The following is a 20,025-nucleotide window of genomic DNA, read 5'->3' as shown; positions in this document are numbered from 1 at the left end:
AACCTGTTTATATCTAACTTTGCCCCACCATTGGCCGGGCCACCACCGCCCCGGGCCCGGCAACTCCTGACCCCGCGCGGCGCACACAACGCCGCGCGGCTGCCGCAGTGCCGAGAATGCCGAACCCGCCGAGAATGCCGAACCGAAACCGCCGCAATGCCCGAAGCCCGGCGGCCCGATGCCGCAGGGCCCGGTCAGACCTTGAGGTACTTGCGCAACGTGAAGAACGACGCGATCGCCGACATCCCGATGCCCATGATGAACAGCCACGGCAGCACCGCGAGGACTTCGTTGAAGCCGATGAGCTGCTGGCTGAGCATCTGGATCGAGTCCGCCAGCCCCTTCTTGACGCCGAAGTAGTAGCCAAGGCTCAGCAAGCCCGACGCGACGACCGCGCCCACCATGCCGGCCACCGCGGACTCCAGGATGAACGGCCCCTGGATGTAGAAGTTGGACGCGCCGACCAGCCGCATGATGCCGGTCTCCCGGCGCCGGCTGAACGCCGAGACACGCGCGGTGTTGACGATCAGCAGGATCGCCACCACGAGCATGAACGTCATGATCCCGTAAGCCGCGTACCGCGCACTGGTGAGCAGGTCGAAGAACGGCTTGAGCAGGCTCTTCTGGTCCTGCACCGACTGCACGCCGGCCCGGCCGCGGAACGCGCTGGAGATGACCTCGAACTTGGTCGGGTCCTTGAGCTTCACGCGGTAGGACTCGGGGAGCTGGTCCGGGGTGAGGCTGTCGCCCAGCGGCGAGTCCTTGTTCTGCTCGCGGAAGTGCGTGAAGGCCTCCTGCTTGCTCTCGAAGTAGATCTTCTCCACTTCGGGCATCTTCTTCAGGTCCGCCGCAATGGCGTCCCGGTCCGCATTGGAGACCTCGCCGCCGAGGCAGCCGTCCTTCTTCGGGTCGGTCTTGTTGCACAGGAAGATCGAGACCTCGACCTTGTCGTACCAGTAGTCCTTCATCGAGTTGGCCTGGGTGCTCACCAGCAGGCCTGCCCCGAACAGCGTCAAAGACAGCGCGACACTGACGACGACCGCGATCGTCATGGTCAGGTTCCGGCGGAGACCGATTCCGATCTCTTTCAGCACGAACGTGGCGCGCATGATGTCCTAAATGTTCGGCGGCGTCGTCATCGGGGACGCCGGGTCGGTGGTCGTCGGTGCCGGACGAGGCCGATCCGCGCAAACGCGCCGGAGACGCCCCCGTCGGGCCGTGCGGAGGCCGGGCCGCGCGCGACCCGGCCACCGCACTTGTCAGTGCTGGTAGCCGTAGACGCCGCGCGACTGGTCGCGGACCAGGTGGCCCTGCTCCAGTTCGATGACGCGCTTGCGCATCTGGTCGACGATGGCCTGGTCGTGGGTCGCCATGATGATGGTCGTGCCGGTCCGGTTGATCCGGTCCAGCAGCTTCATGATGCCGACGCTGTTCTGCGGGTCCAGGTTGCCGGTGGGCTCGTCCGCGATGAGGATCATCGGCCGGTTGACGAACGCGCGTGCGATCGCCACGCGCTGCTGTTCACCACCGGACAGCTCCCCCGGCATGCGGTCTTCCTTGCCGGCCAGGCCGACCAGGTCGAGCACCTCGGGCACCACCTTGCGGATCGTGCCCTGCGGTTTCCCGATGACCTCCAGCGCGAACGCGACGTTCTCGCGGACGGTCTTCTGCGGCAGCAGGCGGAAGTCCTGGAACACCGTGCCCATCTGGCGGCGCAGTGCGGGGACCTTCCAGTTGGACAACCGGCCGAGGTCCTTGCCGGCCACGAAGATGTTGCCCGTCGACGGCCGCTCCTCTTTGAGGACCAGCCGCAGGAAAGTCGACTTCCCGGAGCCGGACGACCCGACGAGGAAGACGAACTCGCCCTTCTCCACCTCGAGCGAGACGTCCTGCAGCGCGGGCCGGGGTTGCTTCGCGTAGGTCTTGGTGACGTTGTCGAATCGGATCACGGTTGCATCACAGCGCGCCATCCTAGGGGGCAAGGGCGTCGTACGGGGGCAGTCCTCCGGGGAGGGCCGCCGGCGCGCACTGGGACGCTATCGCCCCCACGGCCGGGCGCGAAGGCCAGGTGCGCTAGGCCACAGGCGTGGCCACGGCAGGAGTCTAAGCGGCACAGCGGAGGGCGACGGGAACTTCCGAGGGCCTCGTACGCGTTACAGAGAGACGACCAGGCGGGTCGGGCCTGCCGGGCCGAGGAGGACGTCATGACGTGTGAGCACTTGGTGTGCGCCAATTGCGCCGGGCCGGTGAACGAGGGCCGCTGTCCGGTGTGCCGTGCGTCACGCGAGCGCATACACCGCGAAGGCGGCATCTCGGTGCCCCCGGTCGTGCTGGCCGCCCTGGTCACGCTGATCGTCATCGCGGCCGTCGTCGCGCAGCGGCTGGCGGGCTAGCACCCGCGCGGTGGCAGCGGAGTGACCGCTGCCGCCCCATCGAACCGTGAAACGCCGAACCGGCGTACGCCCTGCTCGGGCGTACGCCGGTTCGTGTGCGTTCGGTCGCCTCGCGGGCCGCGCTCAGGCGGCCGCCGCCGGGCGGCGGCGCTCCAGGCGCTTGGGCAGCAGCGTGAAGCCGAAGCCGCCCGCGGTCATGCCGACTCCGCCGATGAGCAGGAAGGCGGTGTTGGCTCCGCGTCCGGTACTGGCGAGTTCCTGGCCTCCGGTCGCGGCCGCACCGGCGTGCGGGGACGCGGTGCCGGTGCCCGCGCCGGGCGTGCTGCCCGGTGCGACGGTGCTCTGCGCCTCGGCCTGCGTCGGCTCCGCGGTGGGCGGTGGGACGGGCGTGGCGCCGCCGTAGTTCCGCTGGGGGCCCTTGCCGCCGCCGGACTGGCCGTCCGAGGCGGACTTCCCGGTCCCGGTGGACGGGCAGTCGACGTCGAGTACCCCGCCGGAGCGGCGTACGTCGCAGCCGCGCGCGGTGGGTTCCGCGCTGCCGGTGCCGCCGCTGGGCGTGGTCGCCGCGGGGCTGCCGGTCGCCGGGGCGGTGCCCGACGTGGCCGCCGGGCTCGTCGTCGGCGCGGCGGTCGGGCTGCCGGCCGGCGAACTCGCCGAGGTACCGGGCGCCGTCGTCGCCGGTGCGGTGGCGGTCGTCCCGCCCACACCCGGCAGACCGGGCAGACCCGGCAGACCTGGAAGACCCGGAAGCGTCGGCAGGACGCTGGGCAGGTCGATGAGCTTCTTCGGGTGGTCGGTGGACTGGCCCTTCGGCGTATCCGTCGCCGTGCAGCCCTGGTCCTGCGAGCCGTCCGCACACGCGTCGGGACCTTCGGCGGCGGCGATCCCGGCCACCGCGAGCGAGGTCCCGGCGACGAATACGCCGGCCGCCACTATGCGCACTACACGGGCGCGTGTATTTCCCGTCATCCGCCGTCCTTGGTCGGTCTGGGTGCCCTCGCACTCCGGCTCCCCCGCGCCGCACAGCCTTGTGAAGACGCACGCGCAGCGTCAAGGACGATCTACGAGGGTTGCCCGCCGATGCCCGGTTTAGGCGGCGAATTCGCCGTGCCCATACACCGGTTCCGCGCGGACTCTGGCGGAATCGGCGCGCGGCCGGACGCCCGGGCGCGCCGGGCGCGACCCGGACGCGCCGCGGCACCGGTCGCCCGTGCGGGGCGTCCGGTGCCGGTAGCGGCCGCTCAGGCCGCGGCGGTCTGCTGCTGCTTGCGCCAGCGGATGCCGGCCTCGATGAAGCCGTCGATCTCGCCATCGAGCACCGACTGCGGGTTGCCGACCTCGAACTCGGTGCGCAGGTCCTTGACCATCTGGTACGGGTGCAGGACGTACGACCGCATCTGGTTGCCCCACGACGAGCCGTCGCCCTTGAGCGCGTCCATCTTGGCGCGGTCCTCCTGGCGCTGCTTCTCCAGGAGCTTGGCCTGGAGGACGGCCATCGCGCTCGCCTTGTTCTGGATCTGCGAGCGCTCGTTCTGGCAGGACACCACGATGCCGGTCGGGATGTGCGTCAGGCGCACCGCCGAGTCGGTCGTGTTGACGCCCTGGCCGCCGGGGCCGGACGAGCGGTACACGTCGACGCGCAGGTCCGACTCGTCGATGTCGACGTGGTCGGTCTGCTCGACGACCGGCAGCACCTCGACGCCCGCGAAGGACGTCTGGCGGCGGCCCTGGTTGTCGAACGGCGAGATGCGCACCAGGCGGTGCGTGCCCTGCTCGACGGACAGGGTGCCGTAGGCGTAGGGCGACTTGATCGCGAAGGTCGCCGACTTGATGCCGGCTTCTTCCGCGTAGGAGGTGTCGTAGACCTCGGTGGAGTACCCGTGGCGCTCGGCCCAGCGGGTGTACATACGCAGCAGCATCTCGGCGAAGTCGGCGGCGTCGACACCGCCGGCCTCGGCGCGGATGGTGACGAGCGCCTCGCGGGCGTCGTATTCGCCGGACAGCAGGGTGCGGACTTCCAGCTCGTCGACGGCCTTGCGGACGGCGCCGAGCTCGGTCTCGGCCTCGGCGCGGGTGTCCGCGTCGTCTTCGGCTTCGGCCAGCTCGAACAGGACCGCGACGTCGTCGATGCGGCGGCGCAGGTCTTCGACCTTCCGCAGCTCGCCCTGGAGGAACGACAGACGGCTGGTCACCTTCTGCGCGTTCTCGATGTTGTCCCACAGGTCGGGCGCGGCCGCGGTCTCGTTCAGCTCCGCGATGTCGGCCCGCATCTTGTCCAGGTCGAGGACCGCCTCGATCGACTCCATGGTGGATTCGACGGACTTCAGCTCTTCGGAAGGATCAATGGCAGCCACGCCCCAATGGTACTGGTCGCCGTCAGGCGGACGGCGCGACCTGGATCTGGCCGCTCTGGGTGCGCACGTAGACGTCCACCCGGCCCGCGCCCGCGGCGACCGCGGCGGCGCCGTCCTGGGTGCTCTTGGCCAGGTCGACAGGCCGCCACGGGTCGGTGTCGGCGGCGCCCGGCACCGCGCCGGAGAGCCGGCCGGCCGCGTCGGGGAGGACGACCACCAGACCGCCTTCCGCGGACCAGGCGGCCGCCGGGCGGCCCGCGCCCGCGATGCCGATCCGCTGGGGTTCGCGCCAGGCGCCGCCGGTGAACGGGACGCGCAGCACCGCGTGGTCGCCCGCCCGCACGACGAAGGCGTCGACGGTGCCCGGCGCGGACCCGGTCAGCGCGGGCGCCTGCTCGATCCGCGGCGCGCTCGGCACCGTGGAGAAGCCGGTCCACTGGCCGTTCGCGAGGGTGCCCGAGGCGAGTGCGTCCCCGGACCGGACGACGACCTCCATGCGGTCGCCGGACATCGTGGCGGCCGGGGCCCCGGTGATCCGGGTCTTGGCGTCCAGCCGTACCCAGTCGCCCCACTTGCCGTCGGACAGCGAGCAGCGGTACAGGAGCCGGTCGGCGGCACCCACGGCCAGGGCGTCGACACGGCCTTGCCCGGGCGACACCAGCGCCAGGTCTTCGCCGGCCTTGAACGCGGGGAGTCGCTGCCAGTCGGCGTACTGCGCGCCGTCGCCGCTGGTGGCCCACGGCTGCCCGGCGCCGTCGCGCTGCACGACGTACGTGCGGTCCGCCGTGGCCTGCGCGGCCGCGGGGCCGCCGGTCAGCTGCACCGGCGGCACCGGCAGACCCGCCCAGCGCGGCCACGACGGCACCCGCGCGGCCTGCGCCGCGGTGTCCGGGGTGGCGTCGGCGGACTTCGCGGCGTTGCCCGGCGTGCCGTTGACGCTGGCGCCGGTGCTCGGCGCCACGGTGCTGTCGACCGGCTGCCGGGGCGCCGGGTCGTCGCCGCGGCTGCTGTACCACCAGCCGATCGCGCCGCCCGCGGCCAGCACCAGCACGACCGCCGCGGTGGCGACGGTGCGGCCGCGGCGCTTGCGGTGCGTGGTGCGGTGCCGTGAGGGGGTGATGGGCGGGGCCGGGAACGTCGGCCGGGCGAGGTTAGTGTGGGTGTCGCGCGACGAGTCCGGCTCGGTGCCGGACACCAGCGGGACGACGCCGGCGGGCAGGGGCGGCGGGGTCTCGCCGCGGTGCGCGCGGCCGTCCGGGTGGCCGCCGTCCGGTGCGGGCACGTCGAAGCGGGGCAGGCCGGCCAGCGCGGGCAGTGCGGCGCGCAGCCGTTCGCCGACCTCGCGCGCGGTGAGCCGGGCCGCGGGGGCCTTCGACAGGCACGCGGCGAGGACTTCGGCGACCGGTGCGGGCAACCCCGGGATGCCGGGCACCGGTTCGGTGACGTGCCGGCGCAGTACGGCGCCGGGGTGGCCGCCGCCGAACGGCGTCCAGCCGGTGAGGAGTTCGTAGAGGACGGTGCCCAGCGCGTACACGTCGACGGCGGCGGTCGGCTGGAGACCCTCGATGATTTCGGGAGCCAGGTAGTCCGGCGTGCCGATGATGCGGGTCGCGCGGGTGCGGCGCGGTGCGTCGACGAGCCGGGCGATGCCGAAGTCGGTGAGTTTCGCCCGGACTTGGCCGCCCCGAGTATCGAGGAGGACGTTCTCGGGCTTGACGTCGCGGTGGATGACGCCTTCCGCGTGCGCCGCGGACAGGCCCTCGGCGACGTCGGCGCAGATGGCCGCGGCCAGTGCCGGGGCGAGGACGCGTTCCTTCTCCAAGCGGGTGCGCAGGTCCGGGCCGTCCACCAAGTCCATGACGAGCGCGAGGTCGGAGCCGTCCACGACGAGGTCGTGGATGCCGACGATCGCCGGGTGGTCGAGGCTGACCAGCGCGGTGCGTTCCTGCACGAACCGGGCGACGAGTACTTCGTCGGACGCCAGGTCCTCGCGCAGCAGTTTGATGGCGACGGGCCCTTCGGGCCCCTCGCCCGCCCAGACGGTGCCGCTCGCGCCGCGCCCGAGCACCTTCAGGGCGACGTACCGGCTCCCAATCCTGCGTGCCACTGCTGCTCCGTCCTCGGCGTCCGTGCCTTCCGAAGGCTACCTGCCGCGACCCGCGGTGCCGTGCGGTGTCGCGGAACCGGGAGCCCGGTGTCGCGCCCTGAGGGAGCGTCAGGGGCGCGCGGCGGGTCAGCCGGCGCCGGGCAGGCTCGGCAGGTTCTGCAGGCCGTCCTTGATCTTGTTCGGGTCGATCTTCGGAAGGTTGCTCGGCAGCTTGGCGGTCGAACCATCCCCGCCGCCACCGCCGTCGCCGCCGCCTCCCCCGTCGAAGAAGTCCTTGGCCTTCTCGTACCAGCCCTTGATCTCGTGGAACACGTCCACGGCGTCGTTGAACCAGCCGTGCAGCGGGCTGAACCAGAAGATGGCGAACAGGATCGCGCCCATGATGACCAGGCGCATCAGGCAGCCGAGCGTGCAGCCGACGCCTGGGATGCGGCTCGGCCGGAAGCCGCCGCGGCGGCGCTCGCGAGGCTCACGGGGTTCGCGCGGCGGGCGCGGTTCGCGGACCCGGCGCGGCGGTTCGACGTCCGGCGGGCGCGGCGCCTCGCGCTGCGGCGGGGGTTGCGGGGGCGCCATGCGCGGCGGGGGTTCGGGGGTGCGGTACGGGGCTTGCGGCTGTCCGTAGGCGCCCGGCGCGTTCTGGCGTGCGTAGCCCGCCGGTTCGTCGCCGCGGAACATCGGCTGCGGCGGATAGCCGGGCGGCGGTGAGGCGGGCGCGGGTGCGGGGCGGTAGGGCGCGGGCGGCACTTCGTCCATCACGCGCGTCGCGTCCGGGCGGCCGGGCGGCTGCGGCGGGCCGCCGCGGGGCACGACCCGGGTGGGGTCGTCCGCGCCGGGCAGGCGTGGGCCGGGCGCCCCGGGGCCGCCGGACGCGCCGAAGGCCGCCCCGGCCAGGCCGGCCGCGGCACCGGCCGCCGCCGATGCGGCGAGGAGCCGGCCGAGCGAGCCGTCGTCGGGGCGGTTGCCCGAGACGATGTCGGCGGCGAGCCGCAGCGCGCGGCCGAGGCCGTCCGCGTCGGGGCGCAGTTCGGGCTGCTTGGCGAGGCAGCGTTCGGTGACCGCCCAGTACGCGTCGGGCATGCCCGCCGGGCGCACCGGTGTCTCGGCGAGGTGCCGGTGCAGCAGCGCGATCGGGTTGGAGTCGGTGAACGGCGGATGCCCGGCGACCAGCTCGTACAGCACGACGCCGGCCGCGTAGATGTCGACCGACGGGGTGAGCGGGCGGCCTTCCGCGGACTCGGGGGCGACGTAGCTGGGGGTGCCGACGAGTTCATGCGTGCGGGTGAGCGCGGGCGATTCGGCGAGTCGCGCGATGCCGAAGTCGGTCAGCATCGGGTAGAGGGAGTCGCCGTTGCGGTTGAGCATGATGTTCGCGGGCTTGAGGTCGCGGTGGATCACGCCGTCCGCGTGCACGACCCGCAGGGCGTCGGAGACCTGGGCCATCGTGAGCGCGGCGGCCGCGGGCGGGAGGGGGCCGTTGTCGCGCAGGTAGGTGCGCAGGTCGGGGCCGTCGATGAGGTCCATGACCAGGGCGAGCAGCTCGCCCTCGACGACCAGGTCGCGCACCCGCACGAGGTTGGGGTGGTCGAGCTTGAGCAGCAGCGAGCGTTCGCGGAGGAAGCGGGTGACGACGTCGGGGTCGCCGGCCAGCTCCTCGCGCAGCACCTTGACCGCGACGACGTCCCCGGTGTCGCGGACGCGGGCACGCCAGACGGTTCCGCTGGCCCCGCGGCCGAGCGTCTCCTCCAGCAGATACTTGCTTCCGACCGGCCGGTCCACGGCTCTCCCCATGCGTGCTGGCTTCTGGGCACCCACCCTATGGCGCGCGCCCGGGACTCGTCAGGGTCCCTTGGGTGCGGGGACGCGCGTGGCGCGCACCCGGTTCGCCGGGTGCCCGCAGGTCCCAAGATCATTCCCATTCGCGCGCGCGGAGTGCCATCCTCGTCCCGGGTGCGAGGATGCGGGGATGATGGCGGGGCGGAGTGCGGAGACCTACGGGGCGCGGGCGGCGGAACGGTCCGGTGGACGGCGGAATCCGGGGCACTATCCGGGGCGGCCGTAACGGCGGCACGGCCGAGACGGCGGCAGGTACAGCGGTGGGCAGTTCCGAGCGGCACACGAGGCACAGCAGGCACTGGGCGGACGGAGGACCATGCAGATCCGGCTGACCGTGCTGGGGTCCCGGGGCGACGGTCCGGGCGCGGACGTGCTCGTGACCGCGCCGACCGGCACGACGTTCGGCGCCGTCGCGGGGGCGCTGCGGTCCACATCCGGCGCGGACGGGCAGCGTTTCTGGGTCGGCGACATCCGGCTGGCCGACAACACGCCGCTGGGGCGGCCGCCGCTGGTGGACGGCGCGCTGGTGACGATCGGCAAGCCCGGTCCCGCGTCGCCGGCCGTCGGCTCGCCCGAACTGCGGGTGGTGGGCGGTCCCGACGCGGGCGGTGTGCATCTGCTGCGGCAGGGCACGGTGCGCATCGGCCGCGCGCCCGAGGCGGAGATCCGCATCGGCGACCCGGACCTGTCGCGGCTGCACGCCGAGCTGACCATAACGCCGGGTGCGGGCGGCCGGGTGCACGTCGCGGACCTGGGCTCGACGAACGGCACGACGCTGGACGGCCTTCCGGTGGGCCGCGAGCCGGTGCTGCTGTCCCCCGGGTCGCTGCTGCGGCTCGGCGAGACGACGCTGAGCGCGGTGCTGCCGCTGCCGTACGACGCCGCACCGCCCCCGTCGCCCGACGCGCCGCGCCCGGACGGCCTGGGCCACGTGGTCCTGCCGCGTGCCGCGCGCCCCGGCGCGGTACCGGTCGAGCCGGTGCGCATCGACCTGCCGGACGAGCCGGCGACCCGGCGGATCGGCTTCGCCGCCCGGCGCCGTGCGGCCGCCAACGAGCGCGCCGAGCGCGAGGACCAGGCGCGCCTCGCGGTGGTCGAAGAGGTGCGGAGGCGCCGGGCTTTGGCCCCCGACCCGGCGGCGCTGCTGCTCGCCGCGTTGGACGCGGGCGCGTCCGAGTCCGGGCGGGCGGCGGTGCCGGTGCGGATGTGGGAGCGGACCGGCGAGCGCGCAGGACGGCTGGCGGTGCGGCTGGGCACGGGCGACGTGCCGTCCGAGGTGACCGTCGCGTCCAGCGAGGGGGTGCGGCGGCTGACCGCGTTCGCGGCACCGGTGACCGTCCCGCTCGCCGACGCCGTGCTCGGGCTGGCGGGACCGCGGCCCCGGCTGCTGGGTCTGGCGCGTTCGGTGGTCGCGCAACTCGCCGCGCTGCACGGCCCGCACGAGCTGGAACTGGTGCTGCTGTGCGCCGATCCGTCCGCCGCGGCGGACTGGGCGTGGCTGCGCTGGCTGCCCCACCTGCGTCCCGCGGACGGTCAGGACTGCCGGCTGCTGATCGGCCTCACCCGCGATCAAGTGGTGGCGCGGACAGGCGAGTTGCTCGACCGGATGGACCGCGCGGACCGCGAGGGCGGGCGCCCGCTGCAGCGCCGCACCGTGCTGGTCCTGGACGGCGCCGGCGCGCTCACCGCGCGCCCGGAGCTGGTACGCCTGCTCGCGGAGGGCCCGGCGGTCGGCGTCCACGCGCTGTGCCTGGACGACCGGGCCGAGGAACTCCCTTTGCAGTGCGCGGTGATCGGCCGGGTCGCGGGTGAGGTCGGCACCCGGCTGTCGCTGGTCGGGCCGGGCGCCGGGCGCTTGGAGGACGTGGTCGCCGACGCGGTGTCGCCCGCCTGGGCGGACCGTTTCGCGCGTGCGGTGGCGCCGCTGCGCGAGGCCGCGTCCCGCGCGGTGTCGCCGCTGCCGGAGACGGTGCGGCTGCTCGATCTGCTGGGCCTCGACCTGATGACGCCGGCGAAGGTGCAGGCCGCGTGGCGCGAGGACGGCCGTTCGACACGCACCGTGCTCGGCGCGGACGTGCGCGGCGCGGTCACCGCCGACCTGGACACGGACGGCCCGCACGCCGTCATCGCGGGCGCCCCCGGTGTCGGGAAGACCGAACTGCTGACGGCCTTGGTGTCGTCCCTCGCGGTGGCGAACCGCCCCGACCGGTTCGCGCTGGTGCTGGTGCGCGGTACCGCGCTCGACCCGGAGTCCCCGCCCGACGGCTTGGCGGTGTGCGCCGACCTGCCGCACACGGTCGGCTACCTGGACGAGCCCGACGGGCGCCGCACCGGGGAAGCGCTCGCGGCGCTGCATGCGGAACTGACACGGCGTGAGCATCTGCTGCGCGGCATGCCGTTCGCGTCCTACCGGGACGAATCCGGGCTCGCGCTCCCGCGGTTGCTGGTGGCCGTGGACGACATAGACGGTGTGGCACGGCACTTCCCCGGCTTCGTGAAGGGCCTCGCCGAGATCGTGCACCGCGGTGGCGGCCTCGGCATGCACTTGGCGGTCACCACCGGGCAGCCCGCGCTGGGCTTGGAGGTGACCGCCGAGCCGGAGCTGCGGATCGCGCTGCGGGTCGACGATGCCGCGTCCTCGCAGGCGGTGCTGCACATCGACGACGCGGCGGCGCTGGACGCCGAGTTCCCGGGCCGGGCGCTGGTACGCGGTTCGGACGGCGCGGTGCATCCGTTCCAGGCGGGCCGGGTCACCGGCCGCATGCCGCGCACCGCGACGCTGCGTCCCACCGCGGTGCGCCAGGACTGGACGGACCTCGGCGCCCCGCTCAACCGGCGGCGCGCCGCGGCCCCCGGGGTCGGCGGGAGACCGCCGATCGGCCCCACGGACCTGGCCCTTCTGGTCGGCACCCTGCAGCGGGCCGCCGACCAGCTCGGTGCCGCGCCGCTGCCGAAGCTGTGGTGAGGCACAACTCCGGCAGCGGCGTCACCGGCCCGTCGGCGGGTCAGGCGACCGGCACGCCCGGCGCCGGGTAGGCGGCCATCAGTTCGCGGACCTCGGCGCGGACCTGCTCTTCGACGCCGCTGCGGCCGTCGCGGAGCGCGGTGATCACCCGGTCGATCCAGGCCGCGATCTGCGGCATGTGGCCGGGGTCGAGGCCGCGCGAGGTGAGCGCGGGTGTGCCCAGGCGGATGCCGGACGGGTCGAACGGCTTGCGCGGGTCGTAGGGAACCGCGTTGTGGTTGACCACGATCCCCGCCCGGTCGAGCGCCTTCGCGGCCGGCTTGCCCGCGACGCCGGTCGACGCGAGGTCGACGAGGATCAGGTGGGTGTCGGTGCCGCCGGAGACCAAGTCGTAGCCGCGGGCGTTGAGTTCCTCGGCCAGCCGGGCGGCGTTGACGACCACCGCGCGCGCGTACGCACGGAACTCCTCGGTCGTGGCCTCCCGCAGCGCCACCGCGATGGCCGCGGTGGTGTGGTTGTGCGGACCGCCCTGGAGGCCCGGGAACACCGCCTGGTCGACGGCCTTGGCATGGTCGGCACCACAGAGCAGCATCGCGCCGCGCGGGCCACGCAGCGTCTTGTGCGTGGTCGTCGACACGACGTCGGCGTGGCCGATCGGCGACGGGTGCACACCTGCCGCGACCAGGCCCGCGATGTGCGAAATATCGGCGACCAGCAGGGCGCCGGCTTCCTGGGCGATCGAGGCGAACGCGGCGAAGTCGACGGTACGCGGCACGGCCGTACCGCCGCAGAAAATGATCTTCGGGCGGGCGGTGAGGGCGAGCGACCGGACTTCGTCGAAGTCGACCCGGCCCGTGTCGCGGCGCACGCCGTAGCGCACGCCGCGGAACCACGTGCCGGTCGCCGACACGTCCCAGCCGTGCGTGAGGTGCCCGCCCATCGGCAGCGCCATGCCCATCACAGTGTCGCCCGGACGCGCGAACGCCAGGTACATCGCCAGGTTGGCGGGCGAACCCGAATACGGCTGGACGTTGGCGTGCTCGGCGCGGAACAGCGCCTTCGCCCGGTCCCGGGCCAGGTTCTCGACCGGGTCGATCACCTGCTGGCCCTCGTAGTAGCGGCGGCCGGGGTAGCCCTCGGAATACTTGTTGGTGAGCACCGAGCCGGTGGCGGCCAGCACGGCGGCGGAGACGTAGTTCTCGCTGGGGATCATCCGCAGCGTCTCGTGCTGGAGTCGCTCTTCGGCGCGCACCAGCCCGGCCAGCTCGGGGTCGGCGGCGGAGAGTTCGAGATGACGGTCCATCAGTTCGGATGCAGCCACGGGTATTCCTCCCGGGTCGATTCCTACACAGGTCGGACCCGGGTGCCCAGGCGGACGGCACCACGCGCGGTTGCGCTGCCGCTCCCTCGTGGTCGGTTCCACGTCGACGCCAGTCGCGGCACCGCCAACGTAAGCCACGCCCGTAGCCGGCCGCGAACGAAATCACCGCAACAGCCCAGGAATCCGCGGCTTATCATCCGATTTGCCCGCAATAGTCGGCACGGTACGTTGCCCTGTAAAGAGCAGCGTTCCGAGCCGGACCACGATCGTTACCGATCCGCCACCCGGGGGTCGCTCACGTCTGGCAGGGTCCACAGGCGTAACGTGCTCCACAAACGACACGGGGAATGCCCGGAAAGCGACCGGTTGGACGAACTGCCGCGGACAACCCGGGCCTGGGCACCGGGGATTGCGGGGGAGTTCATGAGGGGCAGCAGGCGAACAGCCCTGCTACGCACGTTGTATGCGGTCCTCGTCGTCGAGGGTGCCGCCCTCGCGCTCGGCGCGGGCTCCCTCGGGGTCATGGCCGTCGCCGTCCGCCGTGAGGGCGACGAGGTCGCGGGCCTCGACAAACTGCTGATACTCGCCGCCGTACTGACCGCCGGCCTCGCCGCGCTGTGCGCCGGGAGCATCTTCGCGGTGCGCGACACGCTGCGCGACGGCTTCGGGGCGCTCGGCCGCGCCGCCACCCTGGGCATGATCCACCTGTGGACGGCGATCCTGGCCGTCACCCTGGACGGCCCGCTCTGGCTGCTCGCCCCCACCGGCATCCCCGCGGTCTTCTACCTCAGCTCGTGGTGGCTGCTGAAGGAGCGCCGCCGCGACGACCTGCTCCTGCTGGAGACCGAGATGCCGGCGCCGCGCCGCGCCGAACCGCGCCAGGTCCCCGAACCGGCCCCGAAGCCCCAGCCGGAGCCGGAAGCGGAAGGCGCCCCGCAGCACTGACCGGGGCGCCGGCAGAACACCGGCGCAGGGCTACTTCGGCCCCACGCACCACACGTCGCTGCGCCCGTCGCGCTTGACCACCAGCGGATTGGTGGAGCCGAGCACCGACGTGCACGCCGCCGTGTCCGCCGTATTGGTGAAGATCTCCTGCACCTGGAACTTCACGTTCGGATCCTGGCACGACGCCGGGCGGATGTCGTCGCCGGTCAGCGCCGCGATGCAGTCGCCTTCCTGCACGCTGCGCGGATCGCCTTGGTAGTACGACCAGCCCCAGTAGCCGAACACGCCCAGCAACGCGACCACGCCCCCGGCCAACGCGACCCGGGCGGCACTCCCGAGCCGCCGGCGCGGACGCCGTGCCGCACGGCCCGCGGCCGGCCCCGGAGCCACCTCGGCACCGGACGGCTCCACCCGCGCCGGGAGGGCGCGGTCGGCCGCAGGAGTCGGCATCGGGCCCGGCGTGGGGCCGGGTGCGGGGTCGGCGCCGTACCAGCCGATCGGCTCGACGGTCAGGTGGCCCGGGTCGCCCGGGCCGCCGTACGCGCCGTACGCGCCGTCCACGTACTCGCCGTACGCCTGCGGGTCGTACGCCTGCGGCTCGTACGGCTCCAGCTCGCCCCCGTGCACCGGCGTCGCGTCCAGCCACGCCGGCAGATAGGGCGCCGGGGCAGCCGGGTGTTCCGCATCGTCCGGGCCGTCCTGCCCGCCTTGCGGATCTTGCCGGTCGTACCTGTCGAACATCGAAGGGCCTCCGTGGCGAGAGCACGCCGACAACCCGGCGTACCCGTCCGAAAGCGCCGCGATACCCCCCGGTAACAACGGCAGGGCCGCAAGGAAAACATCTCCTCGCGGCCCTGCACAAGACCCGAACCGTGCGAAACCAGGCGGGTTGGCCTGTTCTCGCCTACTGTTGACGCTGCGTCAATTCATCGGCGCTTTCCGCGCGTCAGTTCATGCTCCCGCTGCGCAGCAGCGTGCGGATCACCCGCATCGCCACCGACAGCGTCGCCAGGTCGTAGGACTCGGTCTCCTGGAGTTCCTCCAGCGTGGTCCGCGCCCGGGTGATGACGGAAGCGTTCTTCTGCTCCCAGGCGGCGAACCGCTGCTCCGGGGTGTCGTCCGCGCCGCCCGACGACAGGACCTCGAAGGTCAGGCCTGCCTGCGCGGCGTACAGGTCCTCGCGCAGCGAGGCCCGCGCCACCGACTTCCAGCGGTCGTCGCGCGGCAGCTCGATGATGCGGTCGAGCAGGTACGCGATGGGCAGCCGGTCCACGAGGTCGAAGTACACCTCGGCGACCTCGACCACGCCGTGGTCGGAGTCGCGCGCGACCTCGCAGATGTCCAGCGCCGCGTACGACGACGAGAAGCCCGCCACCACGGTCGCCAGGTCGGACGGCACGCCCGCTTCGGTGAACTCCTTGTAGAGCCCGTCCATCCACTCCTGGTCGGTGCCGCGGAGCAGCTTGGGCAGGTGCGCGACGACGTCCGCGACGCCCTCGCCGAAGAACGCGACCTGCGTGGCCACGTCGATCTCCCGCCGGTTGCTGAGCATCCACCGGGTCGCCCGCTCGACCAACCGCCGCAGGTGCAGCCGCATCTTGGTCTGCACGGACGCCGCGACCTGGTTGTCCAGGGTCTTGATCCGGTCGAGGATCTCGTCGGCCTTGTAGATCTGCCGGGCCGCCAGGTGGGCGCGCGCCACCTCGGCGGCGGACGCCCCGGACTCCTCGCGCATGCGGAACATGAACGAGATGCCGGCCAGGTTGACGAGGTCGTTGACCACGCGCGTGGTGATGATCTCGCGGCGCAGCGCGTGCCCGTCGATCTGCGTCCCGAAGCGCTCGCGCAGCGCGGTCGGGAAGTACCGGTGCAGTTCGCTGCGCAGGTAGTCGTCGTCCGGCAGGTCGGAGGCGAGGAGTTCCTGGGCGAGCACGATCTTCGTGTACGCCAGCATGACGGCCAGTTCCGGCTGGGTCAGGCCGCCGCCGAGCTGGGCGCGTTCGCGCAGCTGGCGGTCGGTCGGCAGGAACTCGATCTCGCGGTCGAGGAGCCCGTCGCGGACCAGCTTGCGCATGTACCGCATGTGGACCTGGAGCAGTGCCGGGGCCTGCGCGACCGCGTTGGCGAGCGCGTAGTTCTGGTCGTAGTTGTTCTCCAGGACCAGCAGCCCGACCTCGTCGGTCATCTCGGCGAGCAGCGCGTTGCGCTGCTTCTCGGTCATGTCGCCGGCCTGCACGATCCCGTTGAGCAGGATCTTGATGTTCACCTCGTGGTCCGAGGTGTCCACGCCCGCCGAGTTGTCGATCGCGTCGGTGTTGATGCGTCCCCCGGTGAGGGCGAACTCGACGCGGCCGAGCTGGGTGCAGCCGAGGTTGCCGCCTTCGCCGACGACCTTGACCCGCAGGTCGCCGCCGTTGACCCGGATGGCGTCGTTGGACTTGTCGCCGACGTCGGTGTTCGACTCGGCCGACGCCTTGATGTAGGTGCCGATGCCGCCGTTCCAGAACAGGTCGACGGGCGCCTGCAGGATGGCCTTCATCAGCTCGTTCGGGGCGAGCCGGGTGACCGCGTCGGGCAGTCCGAGCCGGGCCCGGACCTGCGGGGTGATCTGCACGGACTTGGCGGTGCGCGGGTACACGCCGCCGCCCGCGGAGATCAGGTCGGGGTTGTAGTCCGCCCACGAGCTGCGCGGCAGGTCGAACAGCCGGCGCCGCTCGGCGTAGGACGCCGCCGACTCCGGGTCCGGGTCGAGGAAGATGTGCCGGTGGTCGAACGCGGCGACCAGGCGGATGTGCTCGGACAGCAGCATGCCGTTGCCGAACACGTCGCCGGACATGTCGCCGATGCCGACGACGGTGAAGTCCTCGGTCTGGGTGTCGTGGCCCAGCTCGCGGAAGTGGCGCTTGACCGACTCCCACGCGCCGCGCGCGGTGATGCCCATGCCCTTGTGGTCGTAGCCGGCCGAGCCGCCGGACGCGAACGCGTCGCCGAGCCAGAAGCCGTACGACCCGGCGACCTCGTTCGCGATGTCGGAGAACGTCGCGGTGCCCTTGTCGGCGGCGACCACCAGGTAGGTGTCGTCGCCGTCGTGCCGCACCACGTCGGTCGGCGGCACGACCTGCCCGCCGACCATGTTGTCGGTGATGTCGAGCAGGCCGGAGATGAACGTCTTGTAGCAGGCGATGCCTTCGGCCAGCCACGCCTCGCGGCTGACCGACGGGTCGGGCAGGTGCTTGCCGACGAAGCCGCCCTTCGCGCCGACCGGCACGATGACGGTGTTCTTGACCATCTGCGCCTTGACCAGGCCGAGGATCTCGGTGCGGAAGTCCTCGCGCCGGTCGGACCAGCGCAGGCCGCCGCGGGCGACCGCGCCGAAGCGCAGGTGCACGCCCTCGACGCGCGGCGAGTACACGAAGATCTCGAACTTGGGCCGCGGCGCGGGCAGGTCCGGGATGGCCAGCGGGTCGAACTTGAGCGCCAGGTAGTCGTGCGGCGCGCCGTCGGCGCCGTGCTGGAAGAAGTTGGTGCGCAGGGTGGCGCGGACCATCGCGACGAAGGAGCGCAGGATGCGGTCCTCGTCGAGGCTGGCGACCTGGTCGAGCGCGCCGTCGAGTTCCTCGACGAGGCCGTCGACCAGCTCGCGCCCGGCCTGCTGGTGGCCGGGCGAGAAGCGGGCCTCGAAGAGGTTCACCAGGAGGCGCGCGATGTGCACGTTCCCGACGAGGGCGTCTTCGATGTAGTCCTGGCTGAACGTGGCGCCGGCCTGGCGCAGGTACTTGGCGTAGGCACGCAGCACCATCGCCTGCCGCCAGTTGAGCCCGGCGCGCAGCACGAGGGCGTTGAAGCCGTCGGACTCGGCGCGGCCGGTCCACACCGCGGCGAACGCGTCCTGGAAGAGTTCCTTGGTGTCGTCGTGCCCGGCGTCCAGGGCCGGGTCGTGGCGCAGGCCGAAGTCGTACACCCATGCGATGCGGCCGTCGGCGCGGCGCAGCTCGTACGGGCGTTCGTCGACCACCTCCAGGCCCATGCGCTGGAGGATCGGCAGCACCTCGGACAGCGACAGCGGTCCGCCGACGCGGTAGATCTTGAACCGGCGCTCGCCCGGGAGTGCTCCTATCGGGTGGTACAGGTTGAGCGTGAAGTCCTGCGACTCCGGGTCGAGGTTCGCGATGCGCTTGAGGTCGGCGACCGCGGTGCGCGCGGAGAACTCGGCCTTGTAGCCCTCGGGGAACGCCCCGGCGTAGCGGCGGGACAGCTCGGCGGCGGGCTCCTCGCCGCATTCGGCGACAAGTGCCTCGGCGAAGTCGTCGGCCCACGAGCGGGTCGCCTCGGCAAGCTGCCGCTCGATGCCGTCGACGTCCGGGTCGACGAGCGTGTTGCCGTTGGGCACACGCACGGTGAAGTGCAGGCGGGCCAGCACGGACTCGGTGCTGTGCGCGGTGAAGTCGATCGCGGCGCCGCCGAGTTCGCGCAGCAGGATGTCCTGCATCTTGAGGCGGACTTCGGTGGTGTAGCGGTCGCGCGGGAGGAAGACCAGCGCGGAGTAGAAGCGGCCGTACTCGTCCTTGCGCAGGAAGAGCCGCAGGCGGCGGCGCTCTTGCAGGTGCAGGACGGCGATGACGATGTCGTACAGCTCGGGGACCGAGATCTGGAACAGGTCGTCGCGCGGGTACGTCTCGAGGATCTGCAGCAGGTCGCGGCCGTCGTGGCTGTTCTGCGGGAACCCGGCGGTCTCCAGCACCTGCTGGACCTTGCGCTTGATGACCGGGATGCGGCTGACCGACTCGGTGTACATCGACGAGCCGAACAGGCCGAGGAAGCGGCGCTCGCCGACGACGTTGCCGTCCGCGTCGAACTTCTTGATGCCGACGTAGTCGAGGTAGGCCGGGCGGTGCACCGTCGACCGCGAGTTGGCCTTGGTGAGGATGAGCAGCTTCTGCTCGCGGGCCTTGGCGCGGGCCTGGGGCGACAGGCGGCTGAACGACACCGACATGTCCTGGTCGGGGCGGAGCAGGCCGAGCCCGGTGCCGGGGACGGCGCGCAGGATGTCCTCGCCGCCGTCTTCCTCGGTGACCAGGTCGTATTCGCGGTAGCCGAGGAAGGTGAAGTGGTCCTCGGTGAGCCAGCGCAGCAGCTCCCACGTCTCGGCGACCTCGTCGGCGTCGAGCACGGCCGGGGATTCTTCCTCGGCGAGGCTGTCGGCGATGCGCAGCGCCTTGTCGCGCATCTTGTCCCAGTCCTCGACGGACTCGCGGACGTCGCTCATGACGCGCTGCAGGCCGGACTCGATCGTCCGGATGTCCTCGCGGTTGCTCTCCCGGTCGATCTCGATGTGCATCCACGATTCGACGGTGGAGCCGGCGGGGACACCGCCCGCGTCGGAGGTGTCGAGGATCTCCAGGAGGGTGCCGGTGATGTCGCGGCGGACCACCATCTGCGGGTGGACGACGACGTGGATCGCACGGTCCTGGCGGGACAGCTCGTTGGTGACCGAGTCGACCAGGAACGGCATGTCGTCCGTGGCGATCTCGATGACCGTGTGGCCGGACGCCCAGCCGTTCTCCTCGACGGAGGGGGTGAAGACCCGCACCTTGGCCGTGCCCTGGGGCCGTGCGGCCGCCAGCCGGCAGTGCGAGATGGCCGCGCCGTAGACGTCGACGGGGTCCCGGCCGACCAGGTCGTCCGGGGCGGTGTGCCGGTAGTAGCGGCGGAGGAGGACGTCGAGGTCGATGGGCCCCGCGCCGTCCGCGCCGCCTCCGTGCTGTGACGATGCCTGCCGGGCCGCCTCCGCGGCCCGGGCCAGCAGATCCGCTTTCGCCTCGTCCAGCTTGCTCTGCATGATGCCGTTGCTCCTGTCGCGCGCCGTTGCGTGACTCGAATGCGCTTTTTGTCGATCTTGCCCTGATCGGCGGCTTTCCCGGGCGGCGGCGCGCACTGCAAGGCCACGGCGGATCCGTCCGGCGTCGTCGCCGGTGCGGGTCCGGCCTCCGGGACACCGTTGTCCCGACGACACGACCGTGATGTAGTGCGTGCGGCCTCCGGGGGGCCACCCACGCCCGCCAGGCTACCCGCGCCACCCGGCGGCAGTGAGGGGGCCCTGTGCCGGA

At 72.5% G+C, this 20,025-nt stretch carries 12 protein-coding genes and 1 riboswitch; of the genes, 3 read left to right on the top strand and 9 right to left on the bottom strand.

Annotated elements, in window-relative coordinates:
• Window positions 1–194: 194 nt before the first annotated feature.
• Together ftsX and ftsE are read right to left on the bottom strand one after the other, a co-directional pair.
• Window positions 195–1,109 (bottom strand): permease-like cell division protein FtsX, encoded by a 915-nt coding sequence (gene ftsX / locus ACPA54_RS23320; RefSeq protein WP_345680090.1) that lies wholly within the window; start codon window positions 1,107–1,109, stop codon window positions 195–197.
• Window positions 1,110–1,259: 150 nt separating this feature from the next.
• Window positions 1,260–1,949 (bottom strand): cell division ATP-binding protein FtsE, encoded by a 690-nt coding sequence (gene ftsE / locus ACPA54_RS23315; protein ID WP_345680089.1) that lies wholly within the window; start codon window positions 1,947–1,949, stop codon window positions 1,260–1,262.
• Window positions 1,950–2,204: 255 nt separating this feature from the next.
• Between ftsE and ACPA54_RS23310 the strand changes: the two genes are divergently transcribed.
• Window positions 2,205–2,393 (top strand): hypothetical protein, encoded by a 189-nt coding sequence (locus ACPA54_RS23310; RefSeq protein ID WP_345680088.1) that lies wholly within the window; start codon window positions 2,205–2,207, stop codon window positions 2,391–2,393.
• Between the two features lie 123 nt (window positions 2,394–2,516).
• On the opposite strand, the gene ACPA54_RS23305 is transcribed toward ACPA54_RS23310, so the two are convergent.
• The 4 genes from ACPA54_RS23305 to ACPA54_RS23290 all read right to left on the bottom strand — a co-directional run bounded on the left by ACPA54_RS23305 (window position 2,517) and on the right by ACPA54_RS23290 (window position 8,642).
• Window positions 2,517–3,326: a hypothetical protein gene (locus ACPA54_RS23305; protein ID WP_423532736.1), complete on the bottom strand. Its 810-nt coding sequence runs from the start codon at window positions 3,324–3,326 to the stop codon at window positions 2,517–2,519.
• 308 nt (window positions 3,327–3,634) lie between these two features.
• On the bottom strand, window positions 3,635–4,747 hold the full coding sequence (gene prfB / locus ACPA54_RS23300; RefSeq protein ID WP_423532734.1) for a peptide chain release factor 2: 1,113 nt from the start codon (window positions 4,745–4,747) through the stop codon (window positions 3,635–3,637).
• Window positions 4,748–4,769: 22 nt separating this feature from the next.
• The gene (locus ACPA54_RS23295) at window positions 4,770–6,854 is read right to left on the bottom strand and encodes a protein kinase domain-containing protein (RefSeq protein ID WP_423532732.1); all 2,085 of its coding nucleotides are present in this window, start codon (window positions 6,852–6,854) and stop codon (window positions 4,770–4,772) included.
• Window positions 6,855–6,980: 126 nt separating this feature from the next.
• Window positions 6,981–8,642 carry a serine/threonine-protein kinase gene (locus ACPA54_RS23290; RefSeq protein ID WP_423532730.1) on the bottom strand — a complete coding sequence of 554 codons (1,662 nt, stop codon included), beginning with the start codon at window positions 8,640–8,642 and terminating at the stop codon, window positions 6,981–6,983.
• A gap of 361 nt (window positions 8,643–9,003) precedes the next feature.
• On the opposite strand from ACPA54_RS23290, the gene ACPA54_RS23285 reads away from it, so the two are divergent.
• Entirely contained in the window at window positions 9,004–11,652 is a 2,649-nt protein-coding gene (locus tag ACPA54_RS23285; RefSeq protein WP_423532729.1) for an FHA domain-containing protein, read from the top strand.
• 40 nt (window positions 11,653–11,692) lie between these two features.
• Here ACPA54_RS23285 and ACPA54_RS23280 read toward each other — a convergent pair whose 3' ends face one another.
• Window positions 11,693–12,955, bottom strand: a complete 1,263-nt coding sequence (locus tag ACPA54_RS23280; RefSeq protein WP_423533055.1) for a serine hydroxymethyltransferase — start codon at window positions 12,953–12,955, stop codon at window positions 11,693–11,695.
• Window positions 12,956–13,010: 55 nt separating this feature from the next.
• A riboswitch (ZMP/ZTP riboswitch) is annotated at window positions 13,011–13,100 on the bottom strand.
• A gap of 296 nt (window positions 13,101–13,396) precedes the next feature.
• Here ACPA54_RS23280 and ACPA54_RS23275 point away from each other — a divergent pair.
• Window positions 13,397–13,918, top strand: a complete 522-nt coding sequence (locus ACPA54_RS23275; protein ID WP_423532727.1) for a hypothetical protein — start codon at window positions 13,397–13,399, stop codon at window positions 13,916–13,918.
• Window positions 13,919–13,948: 30 nt separating this feature from the next.
• Here the strand turns inward: ACPA54_RS23275 and ACPA54_RS23270 are convergent, their stop codons facing one another.
• On the bottom strand, window positions 13,949–14,659 hold the full coding sequence (locus tag ACPA54_RS23270; RefSeq protein ID WP_423532725.1) for an LppU/SCO3897 family protein: 711 nt from the start codon (window positions 14,657–14,659) through the stop codon (window positions 13,949–13,951).
• A 205-nt stretch (window positions 14,660–14,864) separates the two neighbouring features.
• Window positions 14,865–19,757: an NAD-glutamate dehydrogenase gene (locus ACPA54_RS23265; protein WP_423532723.1), complete on the bottom strand. Its 4,893-nt coding sequence runs from the start codon at window positions 19,755–19,757 to the stop codon at window positions 14,865–14,867.
• Between the last annotated feature and the right edge of the window lie 268 nt (window positions 19,758–20,025).

Source organism: Uniformispora flossi (genome assembly GCF_049534875.1).
Lineage (GTDB): Bacteria > Actinomycetota > Actinomycetes > Streptomycetales > Streptomycetaceae > Yinghuangia > Yinghuangia aomiensis.
The sequence above is the reverse complement of the archived record's forward strand: the minus strand, read 5'-3'. Positions and strand labels throughout refer to the sequence as shown.